Annotated in this window: 20 protein-coding genes and 1 pseudogene; 6 read left to right on the top strand and 15 right to left on the bottom strand. The window is 33.6% G+C overall.

All coding sequences use genetic code 11. The features are described 5' to 3' along the window. Positions 1 to 199: 199 nt before the first annotated feature. The 3 genes from MKY02_RS14965 to MKY02_RS14975 all read left to right on the top strand — a co-directional run bounded on the left by MKY02_RS14965 (position 200) and on the right by MKY02_RS14975 (position 2,520). Positions 200 to 1,099, top strand: a complete 900-nt coding sequence (locus MKY02_RS14965; RefSeq protein ID WP_038190414.1) for a DMT family transporter — start codon at positions 200 to 202, stop codon at positions 1,097 to 1,099. Between the two features lie 154 nt (positions 1,100 to 1,253). Next, on the top strand, positions 1,254 to 2,234 hold the full coding sequence (locus MKY02_RS14970; RefSeq protein WP_038190416.1) for an NAD(P)H-quinone oxidoreductase: 981 nt from the start codon (positions 1,254 to 1,256) through the stop codon (positions 2,232 to 2,234). Between the two features lie 28 nt (positions 2,235 to 2,262). Further along, positions 2,263 to 2,520: a hypothetical protein gene (locus MKY02_RS14975; protein WP_143690971.1), complete on the top strand. Its 258-nt coding sequence runs from the start codon at positions 2,263 to 2,265 to the stop codon at positions 2,518 to 2,520. Between the two features lie 197 nt (positions 2,521 to 2,717). Here MKY02_RS14975 and MKY02_RS14980 read toward each other — a convergent pair whose 3' ends face one another. The 10 genes and pseudogenes from MKY02_RS14980 to MKY02_RS22055 all read right to left on the bottom strand — a co-directional run bounded on the left by MKY02_RS14980 (position 2,718) and on the right by MKY02_RS22055 (position 10,396). Then, a complete protein-coding gene (locus tag MKY02_RS14980) occupies positions 2,718 to 3,617 on the bottom strand; it encodes a LysR family transcriptional regulator (protein WP_038191171.1) in 900 nt (299 codons plus the stop codon). 411 nt (positions 3,618 to 4,028) lie between these two features. Further along, a complete protein-coding gene (gene mnmA / locus MKY02_RS14985) occupies positions 4,029 to 5,153 on the bottom strand; it encodes a tRNA 2-thiouridine(34) synthase MnmA (RefSeq protein WP_038190421.1) in 1,125 nt (374 codons plus the stop codon). Positions 5,154 to 5,485: 332 nt separating this feature from the next. Further along, positions 5,486 to 5,716, bottom strand: coding sequence for a DUF896 domain-containing protein (locus tag MKY02_RS14990; RefSeq protein ID WP_038190423.1), 231 nt, complete (start codon positions 5,714 to 5,716; stop codon positions 5,486 to 5,488). A 203-nt stretch (positions 5,717 to 5,919) separates the two neighbouring features. Then, positions 5,920 to 6,567, bottom strand: coding sequence for an MBL fold metallo-hydrolase (locus tag MKY02_RS14995; protein WP_038190425.1), 648 nt, complete (start codon positions 6,565 to 6,567; stop codon positions 5,920 to 5,922). After that, the gene (locus MKY02_RS15000; protein ID WP_038190427.1) at positions 6,554 to 7,237 is read right to left on the bottom strand and encodes a DsbA family oxidoreductase; all 684 of its coding nucleotides are present in this window, start codon (positions 7,235 to 7,237) and stop codon (positions 6,554 to 6,556) included. Before MKY02_RS15000 ends, MKY02_RS14995 begins: the two co-directional genes overlap by 14 nt. 41 nt (positions 7,238 to 7,278) lie before the next feature. Continuing rightward, positions 7,279 to 7,602 carry an ArsR/SmtB family transcription factor gene (locus MKY02_RS15005; protein ID WP_038190435.1) on the bottom strand — a complete coding sequence of 108 codons (324 nt, stop codon included), beginning with the start codon at positions 7,600 to 7,602 and terminating at the stop codon, positions 7,279 to 7,281. A 9-nt stretch (positions 7,603 to 7,611) separates the two neighbouring features. Further along, positions 7,612 to 8,900 (bottom strand): annotated as a pseudogene (locus tag MKY02_RS15010) (cation:proton antiporter). 148 nt (positions 8,901 to 9,048) lie between these two features. Continuing rightward, positions 9,049 to 9,174, bottom strand: a complete 126-nt coding sequence (locus MKY02_RS15015) for a hypothetical protein (RefSeq protein WP_268746474.1) — start codon at positions 9,172 to 9,174, stop codon at positions 9,049 to 9,051. 349 nt (positions 9,175 to 9,523) lie between these two features. Further along, complete coding sequence (locus tag MKY02_RS15020) at positions 9,524 to 9,799, bottom strand: hypothetical protein (protein ID WP_051448844.1); 276 nt, start codon at positions 9,797 to 9,799, stop codon at positions 9,524 to 9,526. Between the two features lie 126 nt (positions 9,800 to 9,925). Continuing rightward, positions 9,926 to 10,396 (bottom strand): ATP-dependent DNA ligase, encoded by a 471-nt coding sequence (locus tag MKY02_RS22055; protein ID WP_445329621.1) that lies wholly within the window; start codon positions 10,394 to 10,396, stop codon positions 9,926 to 9,928. Positions 10,397 to 10,518: 122 nt separating this feature from the next. Between MKY02_RS22055 and ku the strand changes: the two genes are divergently transcribed. Continuing rightward, a complete protein-coding gene (gene ku, locus MKY02_RS15025; RefSeq protein WP_038190436.1) occupies positions 10,519 to 11,340 on the top strand; it encodes a non-homologous end joining protein Ku in 822 nt (273 codons plus the stop codon). Between the two features lie 108 nt (positions 11,341 to 11,448). Here the strand turns inward: ku and MKY02_RS15030 are convergent, their stop codons facing one another. After that, positions 11,449 to 12,069 (bottom strand): hypothetical protein, encoded by a 621-nt coding sequence (locus tag MKY02_RS15030; protein ID WP_051448846.1) that lies wholly within the window; start codon positions 12,067 to 12,069, stop codon positions 11,449 to 11,451. Positions 12,070 to 12,184: 115 nt separating this feature from the next. Here MKY02_RS15030 and MKY02_RS15035 point away from each other — a divergent pair, with 115 nt between their 5' ends. After that, positions 12,185 to 12,532, top strand: a complete 348-nt coding sequence (locus tag MKY02_RS15035; protein ID WP_038190437.1) for a DUF3139 domain-containing protein — start codon at positions 12,185 to 12,187, stop codon at positions 12,530 to 12,532. Between the two features lie 239 nt (positions 12,533 to 12,771). Here the strand turns inward: MKY02_RS15035 and MKY02_RS15040 are convergent, their stop codons facing one another. The 4 genes from MKY02_RS15040 to MKY02_RS15055 form a co-directional block, all read right to left on the bottom strand. Further along, the gene (locus MKY02_RS15040) at positions 12,772 to 12,978 is read right to left on the bottom strand and encodes a helix-turn-helix domain-containing protein (protein ID WP_038190438.1); all 207 of its coding nucleotides are present in this window, start codon (positions 12,976 to 12,978) and stop codon (positions 12,772 to 12,774) included. Between the two features lie 32 nt (positions 12,979 to 13,010). Next, positions 13,011 to 13,424 carry a hypothetical protein gene (locus MKY02_RS15045; protein WP_340711461.1) on the bottom strand — a complete coding sequence of 138 codons (414 nt, stop codon included), beginning with the start codon at positions 13,422 to 13,424 and terminating at the stop codon, positions 13,011 to 13,013. 63 nt (positions 13,425 to 13,487) lie between these two features. Then, the gene (locus tag MKY02_RS15050) at positions 13,488 to 13,808 is read right to left on the bottom strand and encodes a hypothetical protein (protein ID WP_340711462.1); all 321 of its coding nucleotides are present in this window, start codon (positions 13,806 to 13,808) and stop codon (positions 13,488 to 13,490) included. A gap of 507 nt (positions 13,809 to 14,315) precedes the next feature. After that, positions 14,316 to 15,188, bottom strand: coding sequence for a helix-turn-helix domain-containing protein (locus tag MKY02_RS15055; RefSeq protein ID WP_340711464.1), 873 nt, complete (start codon positions 15,186 to 15,188; stop codon positions 14,316 to 14,318). 109 nt (positions 15,189 to 15,297) lie between these two features. On the opposite strand from MKY02_RS15055, the gene MKY02_RS15060 reads away from it, so the two are divergent. Beyond that, the gene (locus tag MKY02_RS15060) at positions 15,298 to 15,444 is read left to right on the top strand and encodes a hypothetical protein (RefSeq protein WP_155981206.1); all 147 of its coding nucleotides are present in this window, start codon (positions 15,298 to 15,300) and stop codon (positions 15,442 to 15,444) included. Positions 15,445 to 15,512 lie beyond the last annotated feature (68 nt).

Raw genomic sequence — 15,512 nt, forward strand, 5'->3', positions numbered from 1 at the left:
TTTGTACCCAATATACATCATTAAAGCATTTAATGGGCTAATTAAAAGTTTTTATTGATAATGATACCCTTCTATTCCTATTTGAGATACGTCATAACCATTTAGTTATATACCTTATGTGAAAAATATATTTCAGTAATGAACGGATGTAACATACTATTAATGACATATTAAAAATAATAACGCGGAGGCTTTTATTATGATTAAAGTTCTGTTAGGCATTACTTCTGTTACTCTCATTTGGGGATATACATGGGTTACAATGAAAATAGCCATAAGTGACATACCCCCATTTTTATTTACCTCTTTGCGTTTATTAATAGGGGCGATTGCTTTATTTATCATCCTCCTAGTACAAAGAAAAAGGCTCTCTATAGGTAAAGGTAATTTTAAAACCTATCTGGTAATGAGCTTATTAATGCCTTTAGGCTATATGGGAATAATGACTTATGGTATGCAATTTGTAGATTCAGGGAAATCTTCTGTTTTGGTGTACACAATGCCTATATTTGTCACCATTATTAGTCATTTTAAATTAAATGATAAAATTAATATGTATAAAATGATTGGATTGATATTTGGTCTAATCGGCCTTTTATTTATTTTAGGAATAGAATTTATTAATTTCGATAAAAAAGTAGTATTTGGAGAGTTATTATTATTAATTTCGGCTTTTAGTTGGGCATCAGCAAATGTTTATAACAAACTAAACTCCAAAAATAAAGACATCATTCATATGACTGCCTGGCAACTTATTATGGGAGCAATATTTTTATTCATTCTCTCTTTAATATTAGAACCAAACCCTTCAATACAGTGGTCTAATGAAGCAATTTTATCAACATTATTTAATGGTTTATTTTCTACTGCCTTTACATTTGTAGTTTGGTATTGGGTACTAAATAAAATGGATGCTTCGAAAGCATCTATGGCATTAATGTTTGTTCCTATTTTAGGTCTTATATTCGGATGGCTACAACTTGGGGAGAAGATAACATTTAATATTATTATCGGAGCATTTTTTATATGTACTAGCATTTTTATGAATACCTATAGGTTTAAAAGAACTTCAATAAAAAAACTAAAAAAAGTGTCTTGAAAATGTTAGCTATCACCACACATTACTAATATATATATAAATTCTTACTTTTAAAATTTCAATTCGAATTGAAGAAGGGAAAGATAAATGGGTAGATAAAGTGAAAACAAGAACTAAAAATCGCTTAATTCAAGAGCTATAGGGAGATGTTAATATGAAAGGTGTTATAGTAAAAAAAGCAGGTGGTCCAAATCAACTTGAACTTGTTGACCTACCAAATCCCCAACCTGGAGAGGGAGAATTGCTTATAAGAGTTCATGCAGCAGCGGTAAATCGCACAGATATATTAACGCGTGAAGGGAAAATGGGATATTTAACAAATCCTATCTTAGGCATTGAAATTGCTGGTACAGTGGTCCAAGTCAACGGTGAGAGTTCATTTTCTATAGGTGATAGGGTAATGGGTCTCGTCAACGGCGGTGGTTACGGTGAGTATGTAGTCATGCCAGCTAATCGGGCTATGAAAATTCCTAAGTCTTTATCGTTTGAAGAAGCGGCCGCCATTCCTGAAGTATTCCTAACTGCTTACCAAACGTTATTTTGGATCGGTAAGCTTCAAAAACAAGAAACCGTCCTAATTCATGCAGGTGCAAGTGGAGTTGGGACAGCAGCTATTCAACTGGCAAAAAAACTTTGCGACGCGAAGATTATCGTTACTGCTGGTTCTAAAAGAAAGCTTGCCTTCTGCCAAGAACTTGGTGCTGATGTACTTATAAATTACAAGGAGCAGTCATTCGTCGAAGAGATACTAAAAGCCACTAATGGTAGGGGTGTAGACTTGATTTTAGACTTTATCGGCGCTGATTATTGGGAGAAAAACCTCGCAAGCATTAAAGTAGAAGGTCGGTGGGTCCTTATTGGTATACTGGGCGGAAGTGAATTGGAAAAGATAGACCTATTTACCTTGATGTCAAAGTGCATCCAATTAACAGGGACATTACTAACCCCAAGAAGTGATGAATACAAAGCTCTTTTAACCCATGACTTTGCTGAAATCGTAACACCTTATTTAGAACGCGGAGAAATAAGGCCTATTATTGACACGACGTTTTCTATCGAAACGGTAGGAAAAGCTCACACGCATATGGAAGAGAATCAGAATATTGGGAAAATTATACTTAAAGTTAAGGAGTAACTTTCCAAGGTTTGGGAGCAAAAAAAATTTGACAAACAAACCATTTACAAATCTAAGGCTCGCGGAGGAAAAAATGACCTGGGGAGGTACAGAAGTACCCTCCAGTTATTTTGCAGCCGGAGAAAACACAAATTTCCGCGAAACAAGAACCACAACCGGAGGTCGTCGCATGGAACATTGGCCTATGTATAAGTGTGCTCCCTTCGGTAAAACTAATTCCCTCAATCCGATCAAGTTTGATGCGGATTTTAACTGCTTTTTCGAAGTGAAAATCGAGCGTGAATAGAGTGAGGGAGCGGAGACTCGCTGCCAATCGAACCTTGGAATAACGGAGCCGTCCCCGGGGTCTTGTGGGGTTCCTTCGCCTGATTACAAGGAAAGGTCTAAATAGGAATCTGTGGAAAGGTGTTCAAAGAAGAAAACGCGTGGGTTTCCATGATTTCCTTCGTTAAAACCCTTTCCTGTTTGTTGCATTTTTACTTTTTAGTTAATATCTTGATCAGAAAAAGTTTCAGATTTATGAAATTGATTCATGATGTTTATAAATTCTTTTGTAGCAGGTGTTACTTCATCAAATGAGTGTGCAATTATACCGACATCACGAGTTATCTTTGGATTAATATCCTTTACGAGTAAATTATGAGCTACAGAAGAAAGTGTAAAGTTTGAAGTAACACCTATACCTAAATTATTTTTGACCATAGTAATTAAAGTTTCGACATTTTGGACTGTTAGATTCTCTTTAAATTCAATATTATTTTTTTGAAACATGTTTGATATAGCGGTTTCATGTCCTCCTTTGCAAAAAATAATTTCATTACAATATTTTACCAGATCAACGTTTTTTTCTTGACTTAATTGATGATTATGAGGAAGTATTGCGACCATATAATCATGGTAGAGTATTTCAAATTCATATGGATCAAAGGGAGATATACTAATCCCTATATCAACAGTTCGATCCTTCACCCATTCTTTTATTTGATTTGAGGTTCCTTCTGCTAATTCTATATTTACAAGTGGATATTTCGACATGAATAATGCGATGGGCTCAGGTAGAATATTTGTTGATGCAGCAGGAACAGAGCCAATCTTAACCTTACCACTGAGAAGTTTATTTTCCCGATTAGCAACTTGATATATTTTATTCTCAATACCTTTCAATTGTCTCGCTAATATAAGAATTTCTTTTCCCACTTCAGTGAGCGTTAGTCCATTTTTCTTATCCCTATTAAACAATTTAATATTCAGGGATTCCTCTAAATTTTTTACCGCCTTACTGACTGCTGGCTGTGAAATAAATAACTCTTTAGACGCCTCTGTAATATTCATTTTTTCTGCGACTTTCAAAAATATTTGAAGGTTATTCAAATTTATATTCATAACCAATTAGTTATACCTCCTATGTTAAGAGAATATCCCTTTAAATAGATATATAATGGTGTTTATGTGTGGCTTGATTTAAATTGCTAAGGTATTTAATTTTTGCACACAATAATATCATGAGCATGTCCCGTAAAGGTACGCCCGCTGATAATGCCCCCAACTTGACGTCCAAAAAGACTTCTTCCTTGTCTTTTACAATAGCGAGTATTTATTATTTTTAGTAAGTGAATACGACGTCAAAAAATGATAGTTCGCACAGATTATGCACTCCACCTGATTTCAACTGGAGCTAGATGAAGATACCGAAGAAATGAAGCTTACTTTGAATATGGATTTTCCTACCAAAATCCATATCCAATTCCACACCTCTACGTAGCGAAAGACTGCCTAAGCAGTCTTCTCACAAGTTTATCCTACATATGTTAGTTTTTCGTTGTTTTTAAACACTTCATCAATTGTACCGCCACCAAGACATACCTCGCCGTCATATAAAACAACTGCTTGTCCCGGTGTAATGGCACGAACCGGTTCTTCAAATGTAATTTGTGTACTGCCATCTTCTAAAATCTCGACTTCAACCGGAGTATCTGTTTGACGATAACGGAATTTCGCTGTGCAAAAAAATTTACGAGGTAATTTTTTTGTCGAAGTATAGCTCATTTTCACTGCTGTTAATGAAGTAGAATACAATGCATCATGGTGAAAACCTTGGCCAACAAGCAATACATTACGCTCTAGGTCTTTTCCAAGAACAAACCATGGCTCACCGTCGCCACCAATACCAAGCCCGTGACGTTGACCAAGTGTATAGTACATTAGCCCGTCATGTTGTCCCATTACCACGCCGTCCATTGTCTCCATTTTTCCAGGTTGTGCTGGTAGGAATTTACTTAGGAACTCTTTAAAGTTACGTTCGCCAATGAAGCAAATGCCTGTTGAATCTTTCTTTTTCGCTGTTGCAAGACCTGCCTCTTCAGCAATTTTACGCACTTCTTTTTTCTCAATATCACCAATTGGGAACATAACATGTTTAAGCTGCTCCTGTGTTAATTGATTTAGGAAATACGTTTGGTCTTTATTTTCATCGACACCACGAAACATTAATACTTCGCCATCACCACTCCGATCAATACGTGCATAGTGGCCCGTTGCCAGATAATCAGCACCAAGACTCATCGCATGTTCGAGGAAAGCTTTAAACTTAATTTCCTTATTGCACATAACGTCTGGATTTGGTGTGCGGCCTGCTTTATATTCTTCTAAAAAGTATGTGAAAACTTTATCCCAGTATTGCTTTTCAAAATTAACTGCATAATATGGAATACCAATTTGGTTACACACTTTAATAACATCATCATAGTCTTCTGTAGCTGTACAAACACCATTTTCGTCTGTATCATCCCAGTTTTTCATAAAAATCCCGATTACTTCATAGCCTTGTTGTTTTAACAGGTACGCAGCAACCGAAGAATCCACCCCACCCGACATGCCAACAACGACACGTATTTGCGAGGGGTCTTTTGTTTCTTTCATTAAGGTCACCTTTTCTTTTCTTAATTCACCAATCTTTTCACAATAGCTTTTTTTCCACTGCCTGTTTTATATCTTCTTCTGTCAAGCCTTAACCGAAGCTAAAACGAATTCAATTACGTAATTTTTCAGCACCATGTCCACACATTGCCATCAAGACAAGTAACGGGCCAATCGAAGCTTCTGTGCACGACGATCCACTTGATGCACAATTACCCGCCATATTAAGATTTACTAAAAACGATTCAACACATCCTGCAAAGCTTACATTGAATGCATGCGGCTACACATTTGCGTATCACCATTAACGTGGAATGTAAGTGCTTCTTCTAAGCTTATACTTCCCGTGAATCTATTTCCTTTTCTCTACGCAATTTATCCGGTGTTACATCATTTCCTAGTGAATCGAGTACAGTCATTTTTGAAAAAGTTTCGCGAACTTGTCCGCGAATTTCGCGTAAGTAGTCTTTGCGTAATACTTGTTGCTCAATCCGTTCAGCACTTGTCAAACCTTCTTCACGCTGTTTTTTCGCTAATTCATTAATACGCCCTAAGTTATTTATCATCTTATTTCATCTCTATTCTCTTCATTAATTTTGCTTATAATTTATAGCATGAGTCACTTTTAAAGGTTTTGGTGCAAAAATATCTAAACAACAGCAATTGACCTCTAAAACATGGACATTATATTCTGTTCCTACTTTTTTACAATAAACAATAATAAAATGACATATTTCCTGTACTCAACAGAAAATATGTCACTTACCCTTTATATGCTGAGTCTTTTCTTCTCATCACCTACAGTTGTTTTACCACTATGACCATTATATAAAACAACGTCATCTGGCAATGATAGAATCAAATTTAAACTTCGTATCAGGTCCTGTTCATTTCCACCTTCATATTGAGTGGATCCAATACTACCTTTAAAGATGGTATCACCAACAAACGCTATTTTATCCTGTGCATTATAATACATAACTTGATCCATTGAATGACCGGGAGTATGTGTCATCGTTACTTTAAAATTCGAATTAGCTGACAGTTCAAACGTTTCACCTGATTGTACATAGCGCACATCATCAACTATGATATGTCTATTGCATAAAGCTGATAAGTTCATTCTCGCATTTTGCACATATTCCCGCCCGAGTTCGTGCATATAAACAGGGATATTTAATTTATTTCTAATTTTATCGACTGCACCTATGTGATCAAAATGTCCATGTGTTAATAATATTTTTTCGATATGATAACCATTGGATTCTATCACATGTAATATTTTCTCTGCTTCTGCACCGGGATCAAATAAAAACCCATGTTTCGTATCCTGATCAATATATAAAAATGCATTTGCATAAAATACATCTTTTACTGTTAATTGATGTACAACGCTTCGATTATTAATTACATCCATCAATACCACAGCTCATTCCTGATAAATCATTATTCTGACTATCATCCTGCATTGCTTGTTTTAACGCCGTTTTAAATGTTTCGACATTCTGAGCACCACTCAAATTGATTTCTCCATTAATCAAGAAGTAAGGTACACCTCGGACTCCCATTGAATATGCCTGCGTTTCATCTTTACGTACATCACTTTCAAATTCATTAGAATTCAAAACTTTTTCTACTTCATTTTCACCTAGTCCATTTTTCACAGCAATTTCTTTTAGTACATTTTTATCGCTCAACTCTAAATTATCAGTGAAATAGGCTTTGAATAAATCTTTTGCAATCGTTTTGTTTCCCTGTTTTGCTGCATAGTGTGTTAAGCGATGAGCATCCATTGTGTTTGTATATCGTGTAGTATAATATTTGAAATCAATACCTTCGTTTTTACCATACTGCTCTATTTGTCTAATTCTTTCTGCCGCCATACTATTAGATAGACCATATTTTTTTGCGAAACGATCTTCTGTATTGGATACGACTTCGTAACTAGTGTTAGGATCTAATTCGAAACTTCTCATTTCAATATTTACTTGATCTTTAATTCCTAGCTCATTCATTGCTTTTTCCAATCTTGCTTCTCCAATATAACAGAAGGGACATGCATAATCTGACCATATTTCAATTTTCATTTTTATTACCTCTTTTCAAATTTTGAGATTTTTTCTAAATCCTATAGATTCGTTTCTATAAAGTTTGCTAACTCATGTATCAGTTGCTCATTGCGTTTATAGTATGTCCACTTTCCGATGCGTCTTGCTTCGACCAGACCTGCACGCTGTAAAGTTGATAAATATTGAGATGTAGTAGACTGATTCATCTCAAGCTTATCTCTAATCAGGCTTACACAGACCCCTACTTCATCCATTTCCTCTATCGCTTGTCGCTTTGTATCAAAATGCGTTGTAGGATCTTTTAACCAGTATAATATCTTCAGTCTCGCTTCATTAGATAATGCTTTAAATAAATCAACCTGATCAAATTGATTTTTCGTCATGAATTCACCTCACTGTTTCTTTATACATATCATTATATCACAATATATCGATATATAAACATGTGAGCTCGTAGTTTTTTCTTCCTTTAATACCTCAGGTTTTGGTTTTTCCTTTAGATCTTCAAACTTAAATACTTTATTAAGTCCACGATAGATATGTTTAGATTCTTTCGTAAGCAGAGGTCCCAAAATAGCCAGAATCAAGACGTAAACAGCAGCGAAAGGCTGGATAATCATCATGAGTCCGCCAGCTTGAGCCATGTTAGCTAGAATAATGGAAAATTCACCTCGGGAGACGATGGTAAGACCGATATTAGAAGAGGCTTTCGTCGAAAGTCCCGCACTTCGTCCGGCAAGCATTCCGGCTATAAAGTTACCTATGAGAGTAACGACTACGGCAATTAGGGCTAGCCAAACGGCTTCTCCACCGAGCGCCAAAGGATCAATAGATAATCCGAAGCTGAAAAAGAATATGGCACCAAAGAAATCTTTGAATGGCATAATTAAATGCTCGATTCGATTCGCGTGAGTTGTTTCTGCAAGAACCAGTCCGCGAGAAGTGCACCGATTGCTTCAGCAACGTGAATCGTTTCAGAGAACCCTGCTACGAGGAACAAAGAACCAAAAATAACGAGGCCAAACAACTCATTGTTACGAATGTTAAGCAATTTATTGAGCAAAGGTACCAGTTTGCGTCCTACAATAATCACAACGAGCATATAACCAAGTGCAATCAGTGCACTTACAATGACACCGCCAACCGAAGAGGAATCACTGAGAACAAATCCTGAAAGAATCGAAATGTATACAGCGAGGAATACATCTTCAAACATAATAATTCCAAGAATCATTTCCGTTTCAGGATTAGCGGTTCTTTTCAGATCAACCAATACTTTCGCTACAATGGCACTAGACGAAATGGTAGTAATTCCCGCAATAATTAGTGCTTCTGTGACCGGGAAATCTGACATAAAACCCAACAAGAGTCCAAGCGTAAAGTTAATACCTAAATAAATACTTCCACCAACCACAATAGATTTTCCTGATTTAATCAACCTTCCGACTGAAAATTCAAGCCTAGATAGAAGAGAAGGAAAAGTACACCTATGCGACCAAGGAATGAGATAAAGGGGTCGCTCTCAATAAAACGAAAATCGAAATGCCATATCTGGCGGTCCTACCGCCATACCAATCAAAATATAGAAAGGGATGACGGAAAACCGCAGTTTAGAGGAAATCAATCCGGCTGCCGCGATAAGTACAATTGCCAAACCGACTTCAAGTACTAAATGATCCATCGTTCACCTACTTCCAACCTATTAGATTTGTTTTCATTTTTGTTGCTAATCTCGATGATTTTATCATCGAATGGTGTAAAACTTGACGCGATTTACAGTTGTGTTAGTAAACCCATTGGTGAACCGGATATCCGTTATAACTCAGGCGCTACAACCCTTGTCGCTTTGTATCAAAATGCTTTGTAGGTTCTTTTAAGCAGTATAATATCTTCAGTCTCGCTTCATTAGATAATGCATTAAATAAATCAACCTGATTAAATTGAATTTTCGTCACGACTTCACCTCACTATCATTTTTATATACATCATCATATCACAATATTACGATATGTAAATATATAAGCTCACGATTTTTTGCATGGTGTTATCAAAAAAAAAATAGGCTAAAGAAATAATAAATGAGGTAAAAAAATAAAGCATTAACAATTGATCAGAAAGACTTCAGTATTAAAACCATTCAAAAACACCCCTCGATCTCTCGAGAGGTATTTTTGAATTTACTGCTTGTTGGAGCTATTTTGATAGCAGCTCTTTATGTCGGTTTAAATCAAAGTTGAACTGTTTTGAAAAAGTCGCACCATTTTGAAGAAAGTTTAACCGTTTTAAGCCTATCAAAAATAGAGATTATCTTGGTTCTCTCAATTTTTCAAAGGCAAAATCAATACAGGCAACCTCTAAACAAATGGAGGGATCAATACTTAAAATATCTTTAGCTGTTCTCTTTCCATTCTTGTGAAATAGCTCTACTAACGTAGAAAACTCTTCTTCGCTTAGTCCGTGGCGAAAAGATGCAATTTCTATAAGTGCATTGTTCTTATAGACAGCACCATGAAAAAAGCCATTATGCTTATTAAATTTGGTCAGTATGATGGTAACGTATTTATAGTTTTTGATTTTCACCCAATTTGACGATCCTGTATCACTCTTCCACGGACTTTGTTTCTTCTTCGCAACGATACCCTCACCGTTATAATCCTTAACTAAGTTCCATATTTTTCGACTGTCATCAAAAACCTCTATTATTTGCTAGCGGCTTTTATCGAGATAATTTAAAGTAAGTGGAAAGTTTAATCGTTTAAAGAGTTCACTTAGTTTTTGTTTTCTTTCGGTGTATTGTATGTTAGAGATATTCTCTCCTTTTTCAGTCATGTAATCAAAAACTACATTATGACAAGGGAATGAATTTGCATGCTGTACAATCGTATTTTGACTCCTCATTCGGCCCCTGGTCTGAACGACAGAAAAAATACTTTGAAAGTTATTCGTTAGATATACTAACTCCCCGTCTAAACTAAGAGGTAAAAACGGTTTGATGCGTTCTCTTATATCATTACAAAAGCTAATGATCTCCGGAAATTTAGAATTTAGAATGTTTCCGTGCCGGCTCTTTAATATAGGTTCGTCCACCCACTCCAATCCGCACCTAAAACCATCATATTTCGTTTCATATAACCATTCAGTCGATGTTGGTATTTCTTCTGCAGCTGTTAGTAGCATAGGCTTCAAATTATTACCAACCTACTTTCGATTCTATTCGTTTTTATCTTTTGACTTTTTGGTTTATTGATACATAAATGTAGTTGAAATATTACATAGTAGAAAAAAAAGAAGGTGAAATCATGCATACAGTTTGGAAAGGTAGTATTAGTTTTGGTTTAGTTAATATACCGGTTAAACTCCATACGGCCACTGAAAACAAAGATATTAAGCTTAGACAGCTTCATAAAGACTGTAATACACCAATCAGTTATAAGAAAGTTTGCGAAGGATGCAATAAAGAAGTGAAAGATGAGGATATAGTAAAGGCTTACGAATATGCAAAAAATAAGTTTGTAGTTTTAGATGCTGAAGAATTAGAAAACTTAAGAAAAGAAAATGAAGATAAAGCGGTTGAAATAATTGATTTCGTGAAAATAGAAGAGATTGATCCAATTTATTTTGACCGTTCATATTTTTTGTCTCCTGATGCAACTGGTAGCAAGGCTTATTCACTATTAAGAAAGACTTTAGAGGAATCTGGAAAAATAGGTGTAGCAAAAATTGTTATTAGATCAAAAGAACAGTTAGCGATTGTACGTGTTTATAAAGATTCTCTGGTAATGGAAACAATTCTTTTTCCAGATGAAGTACGAAATGTTGTCGATGTACCGAACATACCAAGCGAACAAACAGTAGTTAAAAAAGAATTGGATACTGCTCTATTGCTGGTTAAACAATTAACAACCGTATTTGAACCCACAAAATACACAGACGAGTATCGAACTTCATTGATGGAATTGATTGAAGAAAAGAAAAATAGTAGTACCGTAACTGCAAGTGATAGACAAAACCCAATGCCCGATAATGTTATGGATTTAATGACTGCTTTACAAGCCTCACTGGATAAAACTAAGAAGAAACCAACTCGAAAAAAGAAAACTGCAAAAGCAAAAACCTCTTAATAAAAAAAACGAATCACTCGACTTAGTTGAGTGGTTCGCTTTTTTTTCTATTTTCCTGTTACTTAATAGCACTGATGCTTAGGTTATTTTCCTTAATAGAGTCAATACTTATTTTGCGGTAATTGTAGCAATTACTCTTAATTTAGACGAACTTTTTATTTCGCTAGGAAGTATTAAACTATTAATACTGGAAACTAAAGAGACATTTGAACCATGATAAAATGCTTGAGTAACAAACTTTGAACAATAATTTGATCCTATGTTATCGATGTTATGACTCAAAAGATTATACGATTGAGCACTACTAATATTTTTTGTTGCCCAGGTTGCAGCACCACTAGCACCACTAGTTGGTCTTAGAACTGTTATTGTATTACCTGTAGGATGTCTATCAAAAAATTCTTTAGTAATTGTTGATCTACCTGCTGGAGTTCCAGTTAGAACTTCCTTAACCTTGAAATCAGTACCAATTATTACAGTATGACCAACTAAGCCGGTTGACCATCCTTTGGAAGTATATAAAACATCACCTGGGTACATTTCTAAGGTAGAATTAGGATAAAGAGGATTCCCAACACTAAGAGGTTCTTTTTCTTTTTCTTGTTCAGATTCAATTTCATTTTCTACATTTTGGGTTTCGTGTTCTGCTGCCTGAACTGAATTTGATAACCCCGAAAAAACAATAAAAAAGACAAATAATGCAGAAATTAGTAATAATATTTTTCTCATAAAGTAGCCCCCTAGTTATTTTTTATCTATTACCATATAATAGCATATATTAACCGCATTACAAATATATTATAAAATTGGATATTATTTACTTTTTTATAAGGAGGTGACACATTTGCGTAAAATAAAAAAAATTATAGCGATTGTTCTACTTGTACTTATCCTTGTTTCTGCTTTAAAAATCCAAAATATTAGAACTACTTACGAAGAGAGAGTGAATAGTTATCTCTTGAATGAACAGGGCTATGAAAAGAAAGAAATTAAATCTATTAAAACAAAATATAACTTTAAAATGCCTCCATTCTATACAATAGTAATTTTTGAAGATGAGCCTTTTGTTAAATATTGCTATTTCGCTCACAACGAAGGCAGAGTAAAGCAATTCGATTATATTCTTACAGAAGAGGCGAAAAAAATAGATATTGATGAATCTAAATTAAAGCATTATGTACCTTATGAGTAACATCCATTGCTGTTCCAAATAAGAAAACGGGTTATCAATGTGACAAGGATTATGCAAAAACCTCGTAACTAAAAAAGCGTTTACTCTAATTATTGTTTTTGAGTAAACGCTTTTTTGCTATTTTTCTTATTTTGTTGTAAGTGTTTAGAAAGGTAGAATATAGTTTGTAAAAGCATAGAATGTAGTGACCATAAATAATAATCACCTACTATCAATTGCTTACAAATTGGCCAAGGTTTCTAGATCTGCTCACCTGTTAAAATCCAATCCACAGCAACATCAAAGTATATTGCAAGCAGTTTGATTGCTTCAATTTGTGGTAGAATTTGATCAGTTTCCCATGCTTTGATTTGAATATCAGGATAATTAATATCTCTAGCTAATACGTCTAACGATAATTCAGCGTTTTCACGTAATATTCTTAACCTATTGGCTATACTTTTCAATTTACTCCCTCTTTTTAATCTAAAATATTTATTTATCTCCATATTTTCATTTGAGTGAATACAGCCATACTAAATAAGAAAATACCGGCAACAAAAAAAGCTTTATTATAATAGAGGGCAGGATGTAACAACAAAATACCCAACATTAATGTGGTTCCCCCATTAGTAAGACCTTGTATTCTTCTATATATATGACCTTCTCGATTAATTGTTGTTTTACTTTTTAAAAATTTGTTTCCTTCTAATAGCATTATATCGATTCTATTTCTTATACCCAGGAATCTAATCCAATATAAATAAGAGATAAAGAATAATATAAATGATAAAAACTTGGTTAATATTAATGTAGTTGGCTGCTGTAAACAATTGATGGTAAAAAACGATAGTGCTATACCAAAAAGGTATAATAAACATTGTTCAAAATGAAAATAGTTTTTTAATTGCATGATGTCTCCTAAACATTAATTATTAGATAATCTAGTTAACTTTGCTTAATATATAAAGTATTATTAGCATCTAACAATTTCATTTTTTACTTGATCAAGCTGATTAAAATAAATCTTATCAAAAGCTTTCTCTTCTACAATTCTTTTTCGATTTTCTCTCAATAGTTCTTGTACATCTGATATGTTCTGAATCATTTTCAACATTTCATTTTTGATTTCTACCGGTATATCATAAGCTTTATGTAAAGTCATAGTAGCCCAGGCCATTTGATGTGCTGCGTTTCCCATATAAGCTAATGTTTGAAAGATATAATCTTCATCTAAACCCATTTCTTTTAATTGAACTTGATCAAATTGATTAAAACATTTCGTTTTAGTTGCCATTTCCATTACTCCTTTGGATAGTTTGTATTTTTAGATAACACTATTTTAATTCAAGAATATTAAACCAACAAAAAAGCACGCATTATCCCTTAGGATAGTGCGTGCTTCGCAATATAGTAGTATTGTATCACGTTTTAGTTTAAAAAACCTATTTTTCTTCAATAAAATACTACTTTTTTATACTATAGTATCGATAATATAGCTGGAGAATAATTAACAACTTGTAAGATCTTTGAGTTAAGACTGCTTTAGCTAATGAGATTGCTGCTTCTTCCCTCCCTATTCTTATCCAATGTGTCTTTTGTAAATGTTCATGATAATTAAGTTCTTCTATTAATTGATTTGCTCTAGGGTATTTTTCAAACATAATAAACAACCTTTCATATGTATTGTTAAATTCATTTTATTTGAAATTTGTAAAAATGAATAATTTTATTGAATTTTTAAAAAGGTGTGGCTAAATAAAAGTCGCAATAATTTGAACTAATCAAAAGGCTAAGTAAATCATTAGTGGTATTTGAGAAGAACATTTAGATAAGATAAATCTAATTTTGCTCTATTTAAATTTGTTTCATTTTTATTTAATGTGAATATTATTATGGCATTATTGAATGCTTCTTTGGATTCGGTATAATTTCCTTTTTTCTTTGAGAGCATTCCTATCATATGATAAATTTCACCTAGCGAATATATCAATTGATTAGACTCAATGTAGTAAAGAATTTCTTGGCATACTTTTAATGATTCATCATATAATTTTAATCTATACATACAATTTGCAAGGTTATATCCTACTCTAGGAAGTAGAGTAGGATCTTCTAAAAAATGTTGAGTTTTAATTTTTCTGTATATAACTTTATAAATATTATAGGCGTCATCCACATTGTTATACGATAAATATATTAGTCCAGTAGAATTCAATATATTAATATCTAGTTCAGATGTACAGTTCTCTAAGTTTACAAGGCTTTTTAATATATTCAATGCATCATCTAGTTTATTCTCTTTTTTATGCAGAAGTATAGATTTATGCCAGTCTATATGCTTTTTAAACTCTTTTTTACTAAATGTACTACTAAGTTCTTCTTTCACCTTGTTACATTCCTCTAGTACTAATTCTAATGCCAAATAGTCTTCTGTATAAGTGAATTCTCTGCAAAGTTTTTTTAGATTTTGCACTTCTGCATTAAAAGGAAATAGAGCTTTTAACGGAATTTCTAATTTCATACAGATGTCATTTAAGATTTCAATTCTTGGTAATTGTTTTCCTTTTTCCAGTCTATATATCGTGGAATCATCACATATATTTTCAGCTAACTCCTTTATTGTGAGTCCTTTAGATCTTCTAAAATATGACACTTTTTCCCCTAATTTATCCACTATCTATTCCTCCTTAATGACACAATTATGCAAAACATCCTATTTCTTATAAGTTTATATTACATTATTATGAAGTTAGTCGTACATAAAAAGGAGGGGAAACAAAAAAATGAAAATAAGGAAAGTAATAGTATCACTCCTACTTACATTTGGTTTAATTGTTAATTTCTCAAGTAACTTTAATATTCACAATCCCTCGTCTACTAATACTAATATTATTAAATCAGATGATTTACCGATTGACGGGAAACACTAATAACAACATAAGAATTTGACAATAAAAAAGCATGTCCCAAATTATAAAGGGACATGCTTTTAAGGATG

This window comes from Viridibacillus sp. FSL R5-0888 (assembly GCF_038009105.1).
Taxonomy (GTDB): domain Bacteria; phylum Bacillota; class Bacilli; order Bacillales_A; family Planococcaceae; genus Viridibacillus; species Viridibacillus arenosi.

Excerpts from the sequence above, each read along its gene's own strand:
- MKY02_RS14965 (WP_038190414.1), top strand. The coding sequence starts at position 200 with ATGATTAAAGTTCTGTTAGGCATTACTTCTGTTACTCTCATTTGGGGA.
- MKY02_RS14970 (WP_038190416.1), top strand. The coding sequence starts at position 1,254 with ATGAAAGGTGTTATAGTAAAAAAAGCAGGTGGTCCAAATCAACTTGAA.
- MKY02_RS14980 (WP_038191171.1), bottom strand. The coding sequence starts at position 3,617 with ATGAATATAAATTTGAATAACCTTCAAATATTTTTGAAAGTCGCAGAA.
- mnmA (WP_038190421.1), bottom strand. The coding sequence starts at position 5,153 with ATGAAAGAAACAAAAGACCCCTCGCAAATACGTGTCGTTGTTGGCATG.
- MKY02_RS14990 (WP_038190423.1), bottom strand. The coding sequence starts at position 5,716 with ATGATAAATAACTTAGGGCGTATTAATGAATTAGCGAAAAAACAGCGT.
- MKY02_RS14995 (WP_038190425.1), bottom strand. The coding sequence starts at position 6,567 with ATGGATGTAATTAATAATCGAAGCGTTGTACATCAATTAACAGTAAAA.
- MKY02_RS15000 (WP_038190427.1), bottom strand. The coding sequence starts at position 7,237 with ATGAAAATTGAAATATGGTCAGATTATGCATGTCCCTTCTGTTATATT.
- MKY02_RS15005 (WP_038190435.1), bottom strand. The coding sequence starts at position 7,602 with ATGACGAAAAATCAATTTGATCAGGTTGATTTATTTAAAGCATTATCT.
- MKY02_RS22055 (WP_445329621.1), bottom strand. The coding sequence starts at position 10,396 with ATGCTACTAACAGCTGCAGAAGAAATACCAACATCGACTGAATGGTTA.
- ku (WP_038190436.1), top strand. The coding sequence starts at position 10,519 with ATGCATACAGTTTGGAAAGGTAGTATTAGTTTTGGTTTAGTTAATATA.
- MKY02_RS15030 (WP_051448846.1), bottom strand. The coding sequence starts at position 12,069 with ATGAGAAAAATATTATTACTAATTTCTGCATTATTTGTCTTTTTTATT.
- MKY02_RS15045 (WP_340711461.1), bottom strand. The coding sequence starts at position 13,424 with ATGCAATTAAAAAACTATTTTCATTTTGAACAATGTTTATTATACCTT.
- MKY02_RS15050 (WP_340711462.1), bottom strand. The coding sequence starts at position 13,808 with ATGGCAACTAAAACGAAATGTTTTAATCAATTTGATCAAGTTCAATTA.
- MKY02_RS15060 (WP_155981206.1), top strand. The coding sequence starts at position 15,298 with ATGAAAATAAGGAAAGTAATAGTATCACTCCTACTTACATTTGGTTTA.